The organism is Streptococcus equinus (genome assembly GCF_900104225.1).
Taxonomy (GTDB): Bacteria; Bacillota; Bacilli; order Lactobacillales; family Streptococcaceae; genus Streptococcus; species Streptococcus equinus_D.
The window spans coordinates 1-16,211 of sequence record NZ_FNJK01000011.1 but is presented as its reverse complement, the minus strand read 5'-3'; the positions used below and the strand labels follow the sequence as shown (position 1 = coordinate 16,211).

The 16,211-nt window shown below is 37.2% G+C and carries 14 protein-coding genes and 1 pseudogene; 12 read left to right on the top strand and 3 right to left on the bottom strand.

Annotated features, from left to right (window positions below; all coding sequences use genetic code 11):
• The 4 genes from BLP98_RS09110 to BLP98_RS09095 all read left to right on the top strand — a co-directional run.
• On the top strand, positions 1-237 hold a 237-nt coding region (locus BLP98_RS09110), incomplete at its 5' end, for an LPXTG cell wall anchor domain-containing protein (RefSeq protein WP_142349375.1).
• 199 nt (positions 238-436) lie between these two features.
• Positions 437-880 (top strand): D-aminoacyl-tRNA deacylase, encoded by a 444-nt coding sequence (gene dtd, locus BLP98_RS09105; RefSeq protein ID WP_074482991.1) that lies wholly within the window; start codon positions 437-439, stop codon positions 878-880.
• A gap of 30 nt (positions 881-910) precedes the next feature.
• Positions 911-1,759: a helix-turn-helix domain-containing protein gene (locus BLP98_RS09100; RefSeq protein WP_074482990.1), complete on the top strand. Its 849-nt coding sequence runs from the start codon at positions 911-913 to the stop codon at positions 1,757-1,759.
• 100 nt (positions 1,760-1,859) lie between these two features.
• Positions 1,860-2,993, top strand: coding sequence for an ABC transporter ATP-binding protein (locus tag BLP98_RS09095; protein ID WP_074482989.1), 1,134 nt, complete (start codon positions 1,860-1,862; stop codon positions 2,991-2,993).
• 137 nt (positions 2,994-3,130) lie between these two features.
• On the opposite strand, the gene BLP98_RS09090 is transcribed toward BLP98_RS09095, so the two are convergent.
• Positions 3,131-3,901 carry a DeoR/GlpR family DNA-binding transcription regulator gene (locus tag BLP98_RS09090; protein WP_074482988.1) on the bottom strand — a complete coding sequence of 257 codons (771 nt, stop codon included), beginning with the start codon at positions 3,899-3,901 and terminating at the stop codon, positions 3,131-3,133.
• Between the two features lie 449 nt (positions 3,902-4,350).
• Between BLP98_RS09090 and BLP98_RS09085 the strand changes: the two genes are divergently transcribed.
• Entirely contained in the window at positions 4,351-5,064 is a 714-nt protein-coding gene (locus BLP98_RS09085; RefSeq protein WP_074482987.1) for an ABC transporter ATP-binding protein, read from the top strand.
• Positions 5,064-6,074 carry an ABC transporter permease gene (locus tag BLP98_RS09080; protein WP_074482986.1) on the top strand — a complete coding sequence of 337 codons (1,011 nt, stop codon included), beginning with the start codon at positions 5,064-5,066 and terminating at the stop codon, positions 6,072-6,074. The genes BLP98_RS09085 and BLP98_RS09080 overlap by 1 nt, the downstream gene beginning before the upstream one ends.
• 87 nt (positions 6,075-6,161) lie before the next feature.
• Here BLP98_RS09080 and BLP98_RS09075 read toward each other — a convergent pair whose 3' ends face one another.
• On the bottom strand, positions 6,162-6,992 hold the full coding sequence (locus BLP98_RS09075; protein WP_074482985.1) for an AraC family transcriptional regulator: 831 nt from the start codon (positions 6,990-6,992) through the stop codon (positions 6,162-6,164).
• A gap of 110 nt (positions 6,993-7,102) precedes the next feature.
• Between BLP98_RS09075 and BLP98_RS09070 the strand changes: the two genes are divergently transcribed.
• The 6 genes from BLP98_RS09070 to dexB all read left to right on the top strand — a co-directional run bounded on the left by BLP98_RS09070 (position 7,103) and on the right by dexB (position 15,778).
• The gene (locus BLP98_RS09070) at positions 7,103-9,265 is read left to right on the top strand and encodes an alpha-galactosidase (protein ID WP_074482984.1); all 2,163 of its coding nucleotides are present in this window, start codon (positions 7,103-7,105) and stop codon (positions 9,263-9,265) included.
• Positions 9,266-9,276: 11 nt separating this feature from the next.
• Positions 9,277-10,548: an extracellular solute-binding protein gene (locus BLP98_RS09065; protein WP_074482983.1), complete on the top strand. Its 1,272-nt coding sequence runs from the start codon at positions 9,277-9,279 to the stop codon at positions 10,546-10,548.
• A 12-nt stretch (positions 10,549-10,560) separates the two neighbouring features.
• Positions 10,561-11,427 carry a carbohydrate ABC transporter permease gene (locus tag BLP98_RS09060; RefSeq protein ID WP_039697510.1) on the top strand — a complete coding sequence of 289 codons (867 nt, stop codon included), beginning with the start codon at positions 10,561-10,563 and terminating at the stop codon, positions 11,425-11,427.
• 12 nt (positions 11,428-11,439) lie between these two features.
• Complete coding sequence (locus tag BLP98_RS09055; RefSeq protein WP_074482982.1) at positions 11,440-12,273, top strand: carbohydrate ABC transporter permease; 834 nt, start codon at positions 11,440-11,442, stop codon at positions 12,271-12,273.
• A gap of 331 nt (positions 12,274-12,604) precedes the next feature.
• Positions 12,605-14,050, top strand: a complete 1,446-nt coding sequence (gene gtfA, locus BLP98_RS09050; protein WP_074482981.1) for a sucrose phosphorylase — start codon at positions 12,605-12,607, stop codon at positions 14,048-14,050.
• A gap of 117 nt (positions 14,051-14,167) precedes the next feature.
• A complete protein-coding gene (dexB, locus tag BLP98_RS09045; protein ID WP_074482980.1) occupies positions 14,168-15,778 on the top strand; it encodes a glucan 1,6-alpha-glucosidase DexB in 1,611 nt (536 codons plus the stop codon).
• A 61-nt stretch (positions 15,779-15,839) separates the two neighbouring features.
• Here dexB and BLP98_RS09615 read toward each other — a convergent pair.
• Positions 15,840-16,172: pseudogene (locus tag BLP98_RS09615) on the bottom strand (hypothetical protein); the annotation flags it as partial.
• Between the last annotated feature and the right edge of the window lie 39 nt (positions 16,173-16,211).

Genomic DNA, 16,211 nt, shown 5'->3' with positions numbered 1-16,211 from the left:
AGCATATCAGCAGATGTTGTAGATGTTTCGCAAGGCAATCTAGGAGAACCATATGATACCAGTGATCATAAGCCTGCCACAATAGTGAAAGATGGTATGAAGGTTGTTATTCCTGGATATAACGATGAAAAACTTCCAAAAACTAGCAGTGCTTCGCATAATACTGTTATTACAGGTTTATTATCCATTTTGGTAGCTATCGGATTGGCCGGAAAGGGAAAACGTTATAAAAAATAGGAAAATGTTAATAAGCTCTTAAAAGAAAGGGATCCCTTGTAGATAAAGTTCCCAGACGTTTATTCTGTCAAACGTACAAATGGGTAGGAAATCATAAAAGGAAATCTAGGGTAAAAGTTCTGGATTTCCTTTTTTTATTTTTCTGAAAATGGTAAAATGACAGTAATGAAAGCGAATTTATTTTCAGAAAGGAATAGATATGAAAGTAGTCATTCAGCGTGTAAAAGAAGCGCAAGTTGTGATTGAGGATGAGCTTGTTGGAGATATCAGTCAAGGCTTATTATTGCTAGTTGGAGTAGGACCAGATGATACCCAAGAAGATCTTGATTATGCGGTGCGTAAAATCACTAATATGCGTATTTTTTCAGATGATATGGGCAAGATGAATTTGTCAGTTCAAGATATTAAGGGAAGTATCTTGTCAGTATCTCAATTTACTTTGTTTGCTGATACTAAAAAAGGAAACCGTCCTGCATTTACAGGAGCTGCTAAGCCTGATAAAGCATCAGCAATGTACGATACTTTCAATGAAGCTTTAGCCCAATTTGTTCCCGTTGAAACTGGTGTTTTTGGTGCGGATATGCAAGTTAGCCTTGTTAATGATGGACCTGTTACCATTATCTTGGATACACAATCGCGGTAAGTCTAGATTGGAGAAGAACGGAGGTGGAGTATGTCACTAGAGAGATTATTTCCAGAAGCTGTTGAAGCTGGAAAAGTTGAACATTCAGAAGAATGGGTAGCTGTTGAAGAAAATGGTCAAACCTATTACCTTCCTTTAGCAAATCTTAGTGAGCGAGAAAAAGCTCTTTTGGCTTTGAAAAATGATGGCATCTTAGATGATAAGGTGACTGAAAATCCTTGGTATCGTTACTTAGTCCAAGATGATTTAAGCCTGGCACAAGATTACAAATCCCTTCAAATCATTTATATCGATCACAAGGAAGCATTGCCAGAAGAGTTATTTGATTTTTTTACAACACTACTGCCAAATTTGCTTGCGCCTGTAGTGATTTCAAAAACTCGAACCTTGCTTGTTCTGAATCAAGAAGAATTAGTTGAAGCAGAAGAATTAATAAATGATGTGCTACCAACTTTGGAAAGTGACTTTGGAATTAAGTTGACGATTTTCTTTGGTAATGTGTGGTGTAAATTTCAAGCAGATGATTTACCAGCCTTTTACAGGGAAGAAAGCCGTTTATTTGCTAGCATGAGACATTATCGTGGTAATGAACGAACAGTCAGTTTTTCACAAATGTTGCTTTTGGCCTATGCACATCAGCTTGATTTGCCAGCTATTAAGCATAAAATCCTACAAGCGATTGATGACAGTAAAGATATCAGAATGATTATTATGACCATGTGGCAAGAACAAGGAAATCTTGCTAAAACGGCGCAAAGTCTTTATATTCATCGTAATTCCCTCCACTATAAACTTGAAAAGTTTCGCCTATTATCTGGGCTAAATTTAAAGAATCTTAATGATTTGGCTTTTTCTTATTTGTTAATTATGGAAAATTAGATTTTGGGCACATTGCACAAAAAATCTTGTAACTCCTGACTATGGTTTGTAAGCGTTATCTTTGCTATAATGAAGTCACATAGATCAAAGGAGTTAAAAAATGGTAGAACTTAATCTTAATCACATTTACAAAAAATATCCAAACGCAAGTCATTATGCTGTTGAAGATTTCGATCTTGACATCAAAGATAAAGAGTTCATCGTTTTCGTTGGACCTTCAGGTTGTGGTAAATCAACAACTCTTCGTATGGTAGCTGGTCTTGAAGATATCACAGAAGGTGAACTTAAAATTGATGGTGAAGTTGTTAATGACAAAGCACCAAAAGACCGTGACATCGCCATGGTTTTCCAAAACTATGCCCTTTATCCACACATGACTGTTTATGATAACATGGCATTTGGTCTAAAACTTAGAAAATACAAAAAAGATGAAATCGATAAACGTGTTCGTGAAGCCGCACAAATTCTTGGTTTGACAGAATTCCTTGAACGCAAACCTGCTGACCTTTCAGGTGGTCAACGTCAACGTGTTGCCATGGGACGTGCCATTGTCCGTGATGCTAAAGTATTCTTGATGGACGAACCTTTGTCAAACTTGGATGCTAAATTGCGTGTATCAATGCGTGCAGAAATTGCAAAAATTCACCGTCGTATCGGTTCAACTACAATTTACGTAACTCACGACCAAACAGAAGCCATGACACTTGCTGACCGTATCGTTATCATGAGTTCTACTAAAAACCCTGACGGTTCAGGAACAATTGGTCGTGTTGAACAAATTGGTACACCACAAGAACTTTACAACCGTCCAGCTAACAAATTCGTTGCTGGTTTCATCGGAAGTCCAGCCATGAACTTCTTTGAAGGAACAGTCAAAGATAATACCTTGGTTAGCGACTCAGGTTTCACAATTACTTTGCCAGAAGGTCAAAAGAAATTACTTGAAACTAAGGGTTACAATGGTAAAAAAGTCATCTTCGGTATCCGTCCAGAAGATATCTCAAACAACCCACTTGCTCGTGAAACATACCCAGGAGCAACTCTTGAAGCTGAAGTTACTGTTTCTGAATTGCTCGGTGCTGAAACAATGCTTTACGTTAAAGTAGGTAACACTGAACTTGTTGCTCGTGCGGATGCGCGTGATGTTTACCAACCAGGTTCAAAAGTGGAATTGACATTGAATGTTGCCAAAGGTCATTTCTTTGACCCAGAAACGGAGGCAGCTATTCGCTAATTTAACGCTATCCAAAACAGAACTCTTCTAGAATACAACCCAAAAAGCCTTACGTCTAACGACGTAGGGCTTTTTTGGGTTTTCATCATAAAATAAAGTTACTTACCAAATGATAAGTAACTTTTTATTGTCTAAACTTATTCGTCAGCGACCATGATATCAGTTAATTGACCAAATTTTTCTTTGGCATCTTCAGAAATACCTGAATCAGTGACCAGATGATCGATTTTGCTAACATTGTAGAAATCATAAAAATCATATTTATCGAATTTTTCATGGTCAACGAGTAAGAATTTTTCAAAGGCATTATCAAGCGCAATGCGTTGAATTTCGCCTTCGCTTTCGCTGTAAGTAGCGACAGAATCACCAAAGACACCGTTAGCACTGACAAAGGCTTTTGAGAATTTTAGTTTTTGCAAATAATTAGCAGTCAGTGATCCAACAAATGCGCCTGTAATATCGCGATATTCGCCACCGGTTAAGATTAAATCGGTGCTTTTATTTTGATTTAAAATGGTGAATACTGGCAAACTATTTGTCACGACACGGATGTTTTTGGCAACAAGTTCGTGAGCAAAATGTTCTAATGTTGTTCCAGGACCAATAAAGATAGTCTCGCCTTCTTGGATTAAAGTGCTTGCAAATTTAGCAATGGCACGTTTTTCTTCGATTTGTAATTCTTGTTTCTCTGTGTTTGATTTTTCGTATTTTGGTTTTACTTTTGGTGTATCAATACTTTGTGCGCCACCATGGATACGAATCAACAATCCTTCTTTGTCTAACTCGTCAAGGTCACGACGAACAGTCATATCAGAAACACCAAGTTCTTTGATGATGTCGTTAACTGTAATAACACCTTTGACGTTGATTTTTTCGAGAATCCACTGGAGGCGTTCTTTTTTCAGCATGTCAATCTCCTTTCTTTCCTTTTTTCCTTGTCACTATCATATCACAAACAAAGAGCTAACTCAACAAATAAGAAAAAAAAGAAACATTTTGAAACAGTTTTGTAACAATCATGAAAAGTACCGAATTTAAAGCTTTTCTCGAAAGTTTCTTAAAATAAAGCAAACACAAAACAACAAACACTTTTAAATAATATTAAACAAATATGTTGACAAATGTTTGTTTATTAGGTTTCTGCAAACAATTAACGACTTAACATCGATAACGTCAGACTCGTTAAAGTCGATTAGCTATACCTTACATTCATTTCACCCCCAAGAGCTTAGCTTTTTGGGGGATTTTTGTGTGCAAGTTGCAGTAAAGAAGTGAAGTTTTTGAATATAGTAGTATAATGCTCTTGTAAGAATCAATATATCAGTAAGTTTTGATTTATGAATCATGGGAGAATCAAATGAACAGTGTTGAGTTAAAAAATGTTGTTAAGGAATTTTCGAGTATTCCCGTTTTAGATGGTATAAATCTGACTGTAAAAGAGTCACAGATTACATGTCTACTAGGACCGTCTGGTTCTGGAAAGACAACGATTATGAAATTAATGACTGGTTCAGAAAAGCCGACTAAGGGTCAAGTAATGCTTTTTGGTCATCAACTCAGTAAGCAAGATATCGGTCAGATCGGTTATATGCCACAGGCGGATGCGATTTATTTAGACTTGTCTGCTTATGATAATCTGATATTCTTTGGACAACTGTATGGAATGACTAAAAAAGAAATTAAAGGAAGAATTGATTATTTAGCTGAACTTCTGGATTTGAAAAATCATTTAAAACAGATGGTATCAACCTATTCTGGAGGGATGAAGAAACGTTTATCTTTAGCGATTACTTTACTTAACGACCCCAAATTATTGATTTTGGATGAGCCAACGGTTGGCATTGACCCTATTTTACGTCAGAAGATTTGGCGAGAATTTCGACAGTTACAAAAGCAAGGAAAGACTTTGCTGATTTCAACTCATGTTATGGATGAAGTAAAGTATTGTGATTATGGTATCCTCATTCGTGATGGGAAAGTAATTGCTGCTGATAGCATGGAAACACTACTTGAAAAGAGTGGTTCAGATGTTGAAAATTTGTTTTTGGAAGAGGAAGGAGTGGCAAAATAATGGTTGCAACTTGCTTACGTGTCATTAAACAGATTTTACATGATAAAAGGTCTATCAGTATGATTTTTGTGGTTCCAGCAGTCATCACTACCTTTCTTTTTCTTCTGTTAGGAGATAGTGATGTTCATTTGTCATTAGCGACAAATAGTCAGAATCCTTCTGTTGTAACATTACTGAAAAAGGATGCAGACGTCACGGTTATTGATGATTCAAAAGATATTGATGATAGTTTAAAATCAGGTAAGTATGATGCTTATATCAAGTATACTGACCAAGGGACTGAACTTTATTTTCTTGAAGAGAATTCGCTTTATGTCAATAAAGTACATGATATCTTGAAGAAAACACAGGAAAAATTGTCACCACAATCAAAAGTAATGACTCATTATCTTTATGGAAATCAATTAAAAACAACTTTTGAAAAATTAACCTATGCTTTGATTGCTATTGTGGCTTTCTTCTTGATTTTCCTCATTTCAGGAATCGCTTTTGTAAGAGAGCAAGTTTTAGGCACACTTGAGAGAATTTTAATCAGCCCAGTCTCAAAATTACGTTTAATTTTAGGTTACACACTTGGTTTTAGTATTTTTGGAATTGTTCAAGGCACACTTTTGTTGTTATTTTCTCGATTTGTTTTAAATGTTCCTTTTGAGGGAAACTTTGTTTTGATGGAATTGACGATTATTTTATTGTCTATTTCTGCTGTATCGATTGGGATGTTCATTGCTATTTTTGCTAATACTGAATTTCAAATGGTACAATTTATTCCCATTGTAATCGTACCACAAATTCTATATTCAGGAATTATCGCGATAAGGACTTTGCCATTTCATATAGAAAAATTACAATTTTTAATGCCAATCTATTATGGCGCTCAAGCTTTAAAGAAAGTTATGGTAAACGGTTTTACTGTAACTAATATTGTTCAAGATTGGTTAGCTTTGATTGTTATTAGTTTACTTTTTACTTTTTTAAATACTTTCTTCTTGAAGAAATACCGAGCATTATAACATTTTACCCCCCAAGAGCTCAGCTTCTTGGGGGATTTTTGTGTCATAAAAAACGTTAGGATAAGAAGTGCCTAACGCTTTTTGGTTTTATTGTTGTGTCTTACGGTAATTGCTTGGGCTTTGGTTGAAGTATTTTTTGAAGGCTTTGCTGAAAGCAAGAGCATCTGTGAAGCCTACGGCATTAGCGACTTCTGAAATGTGAAAAGTAGTGTTGGTAAGTAAATCAGCACTTTTTTCCATGCGAATTTGGATGATGTAATCTTTGATAGAGTAGCCAGTTTCTTCTTTGAAAATCTTGTAGAGATAGCTGCGGTTGAGATTGAGTTTATCTGCGATATCACCCACTTTTAAATGACTGCCATAACGAGAGTGGATGATTTGTTTGGCTTTTCGGATATAGCCTTGAATCAAACGGTCGCTTTTTGAGATGGTCTTGCTTGGCAATTCTTCCATCAGAAAGGCTAAGAGCTTGTAAAGTTCAGCAATTAGTTGAAGTTCTGTTACGTCATCGAGTTTTTGGTCGCGAAATTGGGTTAGTTTGACAATTTGATCAAGAACTTTAGATTTCAGCGTTGAATGGCAGAAGTAGTTGTCCAGTAACTGAGTTTTACTTAAAATATTTTCTGCTTTTGACCCGCTAAATCCCACCCAGAGATAGGTCCAAGGATGTTCTGAGTCAGCTTGATAGAAGGTCACTTTTCCTTTCGGTAGGACAAACATATCACCGACACCAAGTTCAGTGGTTTTCCCATCGATAGTAAATTTTCCTTTACCATCAACGATAAAATGCAGCACAAAATTATCACGAATAGTTGGGCCAAAAGAGTAATTACTTTCGCAGATTTCAGCGCCGTAGTGATCGACGTTTAGGTCGAAATTATTGGTATCAAATTCGTTATAGGTATTTAGAATGTTCAAACTATCATCTCCTCTACAGGCAACATTTTACCATATTTGCCCAACATCCTACCATTCAATAAAGACAAAATAGGTGGTAAAATTTTAGTAAATATTAAGGAGGAAGCGTAATGGGAATTACAATTGAAGGAAATCTTTTCTATATTCATAGTAAAGAAATGTCAATGATTATCGAGAATCGAGAAGGAGATTTGCTTCTTCGTCACATTGGAGGCAAAATCACTAAATACCATGGTTCAAATGCTGTTTTTGAGAAGGATCATGCTTTCTCAGGAAATCCAACCCCTGACAACCGTACCTTTAGTTATGATACACAACGTCAAATTTTTGGGGTTCATGGATTTGGTGATTTTCGTGTCCCATCGCTTAAAATACAACATGACAATAATGAATTAACACAATTTAAGTTAAAAGATAGTCACATTTTACAAGGAAGTGTTGAAGCAACAGGATTACCTAATCCTCATTCTACAGAAGATGCTGAAACTTTAGTACTTGTCCTGGAAGATGAGCTTGCTAAGTTGCGCTTGACACTTTATTACACAGCTTATGCTGACCGTGCAACGATTTCAACATTTGCTAAGATTAGCAATCTATCTGATAACTCAGTTGTTATCAACCGCGCTTTGTCAACCATGCTTGATGTACCAGCTGGCAATTATGATATGGTTACTTTGCAAGGAGCTTATGCGCGTGAAAAAACGGTTCGTCGTCAAAAAGTTGAACAAGGTATTTTCACAGTTGCTTCAAATCGCGGAGCATCAGGCCATGCTCAGACACCAGCTATGATTTTGTGTGATAGCACAGCGACAGAAGATGCTGGTAGTGCTCTTGCTTTGCAGCTACTTTATAGTGGTAATTTCCAAGCCTTTGTTCAAAAAAATCAATTGAATGAAGTTCGTCTTGGAATTGGTATCAATGATGATAACTTCGCTTGGCAACTAGAGGCTGGTGATAGCTTTGAAACGCCTGTAGCTTTGATGACTTATTCAGCGAAAGGATTGACACATCTGAGTCAGGAAAGTCAACTATTCGTTCAAAATCACATCATGCCAAAACAATTTGCCCATGTTGAACGTCCAATTCTTATCAATAACTGGGAAGCAACTTATTTCGACTTCAAGAAAGAAAAATTGCTAGATTTGGCTGACGAAGCAAGTAAACTTGGTATTGAACTTTTTGTCTTAGATGACGGTTGGTTTGGTAATCGCTTCGACGACAATCGTGCGCTAGGCGACTGGGTTGTCAATGAAGAAAAGCTTGGTGGTCCGTTGAGTGATTTGATTGATAAAGTTCACGCCAAAGGTTTGAAATTCGGTCTATGGTTCGAGCCAGAAATGATTTCTGTAGATAGTGATCTTTTCCGAGCGCATCCAGATTGGGCTATTCAGGCAGAAGGACGAGGACATACTTATTCTCGCAACCAATTGGTACTTAATCTTGCAAATTCTGATGTAGTGGCTTATATTAAGTCGGCTATTGATAAGATTTTGACAGAAAATGCTATTGATTATGTCAAATGGGACTTCAATCGCAATATCACCAATATCGGAAATGGTGATTCAGCTCTTGCTACTAAGATGCAATCACATGCTTACATGCTTGGTTTGTATGATTTGGTGTCATATTTGACTGAAAAACACAGCGATATTCTCTTTGAATCTTGCTCAGGTGGAGGCGGTCGAAATGACCTTGGCATGATGCGTTACTTCCCACAAGTTTGGGCAAGTGATAATACGGATGCCATTTCTCGTTTGCCAATTCAATATGGTTCAAGCTATCTTTTCCCAACTATTTCAATGGGTTCTCACGTTTCAGCAAGTCCAAATCACCAAATGGGACGCACGACACCAATTGAAACACGTGGTAATGTCGCTATGATGGGAAATCTTGGTTATGAACTTGATTTGACAAGCCTACCAGAAAACGACAAAGAAGTGATTTCTGCTCAGGTTGCTCACTACAAAGACATTCGTCCAGTTATTCAATTTGGTAAACATTATCGTCTTATTAATCCAGAACAAGGTTCAAATGAAGCGGCGGTTCAATTTGTTCATGAAGATAAGGTTGTTGTGACTTACGTTCGTACCCTCTCAACGATTGAAATAATTGAAACAACTCTGAAATTAAAAGGATTGGAAGAAGAATCATTTTATCGTCTGCAAGGAACAGGTCAAGTCTTCTCAGGAGCTGAACTGATGTATGCAGGATTGACAGTCGTTCTTCCTCAAGAAGATTATCTCAGTAAGCAATACTATTTCGTGAAGCAATAAGGAGGTTTCCCATGAAATGGCGTAAACGATTGATAACTGCTAGTGTGGCAGCTTTGGCTGCAGCTGCTGGCTTGATATTAACAGCATGTTCAAAACAAGACAATACCTCAGCTAGTGGCAAAGTGACGATTGAGTATTTTAACCAAAAGACAGAAATGGTTGATACTTTAAAAGAAATGATTAAGGATTTTGAAAAAGAAAATCCAAAGATTCATGTCAAAATGACCAGTGTGCCAAGTGCTGGTACTGTTCTAAAAACACGTATGCTTGCAGGAGATGCCCCAGATGTCATTAACATTTATCCCCAGAATGTTGATTTCAAAGAGTGGGCAAAAGCTGGCTATTTTGAAGATATGACTGGCAAATCATATCTTAAGAATATTAAGAATAACTACGCTGATAATTATGCTGTCAAAGGTAAGATTTATAGCGTGCCTCTATCAGCCAATGTTTCAGGAATTTATTTTAACAAAACAAAATTTGAGGCACTAGGACTTAAAGTTCCAGAAACTTGGACTGAATTTGAAGCTTTGGTCAAACAAATTAAAGCTGACGGTGAAACACCTTTTGCTCTTGCTGGTAGTGAAGGGTGGACCTTAAATGGTTATCATCAACTAGCCTATATTAGTGTGGCAGGCAGTGGTGATAAGGCAAATGATTACCTTCGTTTTTCACCGGTCAATTCCATTTCAACAAAGGATAAAGAAGTTAAAGAAGTTTTGACTCGTTTGGATTTGCTTGCTGGTAAAGGCAATCAACAAACTAACTGGGAAGGTGCTTCTTATAATGACTCTGTTGTGGCCTTTGCGACAGAAAAAGCCTTGATGTTGCCAGGTGGTTCATGGGTATTGGCAGCCATTAAGCAACAAGATCCTAATTTTGAAATCTCAACATTTGCTTTTCCTGGAGAAAAAGCAGGTCAAGAGGTAACTGTTGGTGCAGGAGATTTGGCCTTATCAATCTCATCGAAAACGAAGCACAAAAAAGAATGTGAACAGTTCATTTCTTATATGGCTTCAGCTAAAGCTATGCAAAAATATTATGATGTTGATGGTTCACCAGTTTCAGTAGAAGGTGTGAAAGAAGATGCAAATTCTCCTCTAGCTCCGCTCTATCAGTTAGCCTTTACAGATAAGCATTATGTTTGGCTTGGTGAGAATTGGACAAGCGAAGAAGATTTCTTTAGCTTGACAGCAAATTATCTTTTGAATCAAGATGCTAATCAATACGTTAGTGAAATGAATGCCTTTTTCAACCCAATGAAAGCTGACGTAGATAAATAGGAGGAAAGTAGGATGCGAAAATTTTTAAATAAGTATTGGGGATGGACGTTCTTGATTGTTCCCTTGATTTTACAAGCTATCTTCTTCTATTTCCCAATGATTCAAGGTGCTTTTTATAGTTTTACAAACTGGACTGGATTAACTTACAATTTTGATTTTGTTGGTGTCAACAATTATAAAATCTTGCTAACAGATACCAAATTCTTTAAAGCTCTTGGTTTTACCTTGATGTTAACCATTGCTTTAATTGCAGGAGAAATTGTTATTGGTATTATTGTAGCGCGTGCTTTGAATGCTAAAATAAAAGGTCAAACGTTCTTTAGAGCTTGGTTCTTTTTCCCAGCTGTTTTGTCAGGGTTGACAGTGTCTTTGATTTTCAAGCAAGTCTTTAACTACGGTTTGCCTGCTATTGGTGAAGCTTTAAACATTGAATTCTTGAAAACGAGTCTTCTAGGAACAACTGGTGGTGCCGTTTTTGCAGCTATCTTTGTCATGCTTTGGCAAGGTGTGGCAATGCCGATTATTCTTTTCCTTTCAGGTCTTCAAACTATTCCAAGTGAAATCACAGAAGCAGCAGCCATTGATGGAGCTACTAGCAAACAGACTTTCTGGAATATTGAATTGCCTTATTTGTTGCCAAGTATCTCTATGGTCTTTATTATGGCGCTTAAAGCTGGTCTGACAGCGTTTGACCAAATCTTTGCCTTGACTGGTGGTGGACCAAGTAATTCAACAACTTCAATTGGGCTTTTGGTTTACAATTACGCCTTTTCAAGTAACCAATATGGTTACGCTAACGCTATTGCCTTGATTCTCTTTGCTATCATTGTTTTGGTATCAATGCTGCAATTGAAATTATCAAGTCGTTTTGAAGTATAGATGGAGTAAGAGATGAAGAAAGAAGAACGTTATAATACTTTTTGGAAATATGTGCTCTTGGTTGTGGGATCAATTTTGATTTTGATTCCCTTGCTAGCAACTGTCTTTAGTTCATTTAAGACGACTAAGGATATCATGCAACATTTCTTTGCTTTTCCAAAACCTGTCACTCTAAGCAACTATTCACGCTTATTAGCTGACGGAATTGGACACTATTTCTGGAATTCAACCATTATTACAGTGGTTTCAGTGATTTTGGTAACTTTGTTTATCCCAGCAGCAGCTTATTCAATTGCGCGTAACATGAGTAAAAAACGTGCGTTTAATATTATGTATAGTTTGCTGATTTTGGGGATTTTTGTACCATTCCAAGTTATCATGATTCCAATCACAGTGATGATGAGCCGACTTGGTTTGACAAATATTTGGGGCTTGATTATCTTGTATCTGACTTATGCTGTGCCTCAAACTCTATTCTTATACGTTGGTTACATCAAATTGAGTGTTCCTGATAGTCTTGACGAAGCAGCAGAAATTGACGGAGCTGATAAATTTACAACATACCGTAAAGTCGTCTTTCCAATGCTAAAACCAATGCATGCTACAACATTGATTATCAATGCACTTTGGTTCTGGAATGACTTTATGTTGCCTCTCTTAATGTTGAATAAATCATCAGATTCATGGTCATTGCCACTTTTCCAATATAACTACACAGGTCAATACCTCAGCGATTACGGACCAAGTTTCGCTTCATATGTCGTTGGGATTATCACAATTACCATCGTCTACCTCATTTTCCAAAAACATATCATTTCAGGAATGAGTAATGGCGCAGTGAAGTAAGGATACAGAGGGCGTATTGCGGGCACAGTGAAAATAGGGAAGTGACGCAGTGTCATTAAGACACAAGGAGGCTCATCTTTTTCACCAAGCCCGTAGCTCGAGTTCGACTTAACTTGGTAGAGTTGATGGTTGCTAAAGCAACTCATCACCTAACGCTAACCGCTATTGCGGCTTAGCTAACCACCTTACTAGCTCGAAAACAAAATATTATCGATTTTGTTTTCTCACGTCGTAATATATAAGGCGCATAGCGGGCGTAGAAAAATTATCTTTTGTGCTCTGCTCGCAGGTCGTGTTCAGCTAGTTTACAACATAGTAAAAAGGAATCATTATGGGAATTCAAAATAAAACAATGTTAATCACTTACTCGGATAGTCTGGGTAAAAATCTAAAAGAACTTAAGCGAAATCTTGATAACTATTTCGGCGAAGCTGTCGGAGGTATTCACCTTTTGCCATTTTTCCCGTCAACAGGTGACCGTGGTTTTGCACCTGTTGATTATGACGAGGTTGATTCCGCTTTTGGTGATTGGGATGACGTGAAGGCATTGGGTGAGAAGTACTACCTCATGTTTGATTTCATGATTAATCATATCTCTCGTCAATCAAAATATTATAAAGATTATCAAGAAAAGCATGAGGATAGTGCTTATAAAGATTTATTCCTTAACTGGGATAAATTCTGGCCAGAAAATCGTCCGACACAAGCTGATATCGATTTGATTTACAAGCGTAAAGACCGTGCACCAAAGCAGGAAATTCACTTTGCGGACGGTTCAGTTGAGCATCTCTGGAACACTTTCGGTGAGGAACAAATTGACCTTGATGTGACAAATGAAGTGACCATGGATTTCATTCGAAAGACTATCAAACATTTAGCAGAAAATGGTTGTGATCTCATTCGTTTAGATGCTTTTGCTTATGCGGTTAAGAAATTGGATACTAATGATTTCTTTGTAGAACCGGATATCTGGGGTTTGCTAGATAAAGTACGTAGCATTGCAGCTGATACAGGGACAGAATTGCTTCCAGAAATTCATGAGCATTATTCGATTCAATTTAAGATTGCGGAGCATGATTACTATGTTTATGATTTTGCCCTTCCGATGGTGACGCTTTATAGTTTATACAGCGGAAAAGTTGAACGCTTGGCAAAATGGTTGAAAATGTCTCCAATGAAACAATTTACAACACTTGATACGCACGATGGTATTGGAGTTGTTGACGTCAAAGATATTCTAACCGATGGAGAAATTGATTATACTTCAAATGAGCTCTATAAAGTTGGTGCTAATGTGAAACGTAAATATTCATCAGCAGAGTACAACAATCTTGATATTTATCAAATCAATTCGACCTATTATTCTGCACTTGGTGATGATGACAAGAAATATTTCTTAGCACGCCTGATTCAGGCTTTCGCACCAGGTATTCCACAGGTCTATTATGTCGGATTTTTAGCAGGTAAAAATGATCTAGAGTTGTTAGAAAAAACAAAAGAAGGACGCAATATCAATCGTCATTATTATACGAGTGAAGAAATTGCTGAAGAGGTTAAGCGTCCGGTAGTTCAAGCCTTGTTTAAGCTCTTTACCTTCCGAAATCAATCAGCAGCTTTTGACCTCAAAGGCAGTATAGATGTTGAAGTATTAGATGAAAATACTCTTGTAATTACTCGATGTAATCAAGATAGTAGTGTCGTTGCAGAAGCTACAATTAACCTAAAAGACTTAACTTATACAGTTAAAGAAAACGGACAAGAGATTACATTTCTATAGTTTAATAGAAGCGGGACGATGTCTTAGCTTCTGTTATTTTTAATAACGCAAACGCTTGCACAAAATACAAGAAAAAGATAAAATAGAAACAAAGAATTGCAAGAAAAGAGGGACGTCATGGAAAAACATTGGTGGCATAAAGCAACGATTTATCAGATTTACCCAAAATCATTTATGGATTCAAATGGTGATGGAATTGGTGACTTGCAAGGGATTATCAGTAAACTCGATTACCTGCAAAAGCTTGGGATTACAGCGATTTGGTTGTCTCCGGTTTATCAGTCACCGATGGATGATAATGGCTACGATATTTCAGACTATGAGGCGATTGCTGATATTTTCGGGGATATGACTGATATGGAAGAATTGCTAGAAGAAGCTAAAGCGCGTGGCATTCGTATCATCATGGATTTGGTGGTTAACCATACCTCAGATGAACACGCATGGTTTGTCGAAGCGCGTGAAAATCCTGATAGTCAGTATCGTGATTTTTACATTTGGCGTGATGAAGCTAATGAGCTTGATTCTATTTTTGGCGGCTCTGCTTGGGAATATGATGATAAGTCTGGTCAATATTATTTGCACTTTTTCAGCAAGAAACAGCCTGATTTGAATTGGGAAAATCCTGTATTGCGCAAATCGGTTTACGACATGATGAACCGTTGGATTGACAAAGGTATTTCTGGTTTTCGCATGGATGTGATTGACATGATTGGGAAAATTCCTGACAAACTCATCGCAAATAATGGTCCAAAGCTACACGATTACCTCAAAGAAATGCACCAAGAAACTTTAGCTGGAAAAGATTTGCTTACTGTTGGTGAAACATGGGGAGCAACACCAGAAATCGCTAAACAGTACTCATCACCAGACGAAAAAGAGTTATCAATGGTTTTCCAATTTGAGCATATCGGTCTCCAGCATAAGCCAGATGCTTCAAAATGGGAATATGAAGAAGAGCTAAATGTCCCTGCTCTCAAAGCGATTTTTAACAAATGGCAGACAGAGGTTGAGCTTGGTCAGGGCTGGAATTCCCTTTTTTGGGACAATCATGATTTACCACGTGTCTTATCTATCTGGGGTAACACAGACACTTATCGTGAAAAATCAGCTAAAGCGCTAGCTATTTCCTTACACTTAATGCGTGGAACGCCTTATATCTATCAAGGTGAAGAAATTGGAATGACCAATTATCCTTTCAAAGATTTAGGAGAAATTGACGATATTGAGTCACTTAATTTTGCTAAAGAAGCTCTTGAGAACGGTAAGACGCAAGAAGAAATCATGGATAGCATTCGTATGATTGGACGTGATAATGCTAGAACGCCAATGCAGTGGGATGCTAGCCAAAATGCTGGATTTTCAACAGCTGATAGGACTTGGTTGCCGGTTAATCCAAACTATCAGGACATTAATGTCAAAGCTGCTTTAGACAATCCAGACTCTATTTTCTACACTTATCAAAAACTCATTAAACTTCGTAAAGAGAATGATTGGTTGATTGATGCCGATTTTGAACTCTTGGAAACAGCAGACAAAGTTTTTGCTTATCTTAGAAAAACAGCAGAAGAAGCTTACCTAGTAGTCGCAAACTTATCCGATCAAGCCCAAGCCTTTGAAACAAACTTCGCTTATCAAAAAACAATCATCAGTAATACCACTGAACTCACTGACTTTGAAAACCACAAACTCCAACCATGGGACGCCTTTTGCGTGAAAGTCGACTAATAACAAGAAACCAGCTCCTATTTTGGAGCTGGTTTTATGGTTTTGAAATTAAAAAGATGTGTTAGTTTAGCGGTGACACATAATCATCTGGCAGCTTACCTTCACCTTTTATCCAGAGCTTTTCCGCAATCGGAATCAGTTCTTCAAGTTCTTCCTGAGTAAATAGTTCTCTATCTTGAGGAAAGTCTATCAATGATGTAGGATGTTTTCGTATGAACTCTTTTTCACTAGCAATTTTTTCCTCCTCAGTTGGTGGCCAATAACCATTTTGCGCTTTAAAATCAATCTCTTCAGCTGTTCGCTTCCCGGATAAATAGTCACCAAAATCTGAATTATCAATTTCAAAAATTCGACGAACAGAAGCAATACCAAGTTCAAAAACGGTGAAGTATTTTTCATCTTTGGACTAGGATTTAGTAATTTTATATCAGAA

What these genes read in the sequence shown, in the direction of transcription:
- BLP98_RS09070 (WP_074482984.1), top strand. Translation starts at nt 7,103, where the DNA reads ATGGGAATTACAATTGAAGGAAATCTTTTCTATATTCATAGTAAAGAA.
- BLP98_RS09095 (WP_074482989.1), top strand. Translation starts at nt 1,860, where the DNA reads ATGGTAGAACTTAATCTTAATCACATTTACAAAAAATATCCAAACGCA.
- BLP98_RS09090 (WP_074482988.1), bottom strand. Translation starts at nt 3,901, where the DNA reads ATGCTGAAAAAAGAACGCCTCCAGTGGATTCTCGAAAAAATCAACGTC.
- dtd (WP_074482991.1), top strand. Translation starts at nt 437, where the DNA reads ATGAAAGTAGTCATTCAGCGTGTAAAAGAAGCGCAAGTTGTGATTGAG.
- gtfA (WP_074482981.1), top strand. Translation starts at nt 12,605, where the DNA reads ATGGGAATTCAAAATAAAACAATGTTAATCACTTACTCGGATAGTCTG.
- BLP98_RS09080 (WP_074482986.1), top strand. Translation starts at nt 5,064, where the DNA reads ATGGTTGCAACTTGCTTACGTGTCATTAAACAGATTTTACATGATAAA.
- BLP98_RS09055 (WP_074482982.1), top strand. Translation starts at nt 11,440, where the DNA reads ATGAAGAAAGAAGAACGTTATAATACTTTTTGGAAATATGTGCTCTTG.
- BLP98_RS09085 (WP_074482987.1), top strand. Translation starts at nt 4,351, where the DNA reads ATGAACAGTGTTGAGTTAAAAAATGTTGTTAAGGAATTTTCGAGTATT.
- BLP98_RS09100 (WP_074482990.1), top strand. Translation starts at nt 911, where the DNA reads ATGTCACTAGAGAGATTATTTCCAGAAGCTGTTGAAGCTGGAAAAGTT.
- BLP98_RS09060 (WP_039697510.1), top strand. Translation starts at nt 10,561, where the DNA reads ATGCGAAAATTTTTAAATAAGTATTGGGGATGGACGTTCTTGATTGTT.
- dexB (WP_074482980.1), top strand. Translation starts at nt 14,168, where the DNA reads ATGGAAAAACATTGGTGGCATAAAGCAACGATTTATCAGATTTACCCA.
- BLP98_RS09065 (WP_074482983.1), top strand. Translation starts at nt 9,277, where the DNA reads ATGAAATGGCGTAAACGATTGATAACTGCTAGTGTGGCAGCTTTGGCT.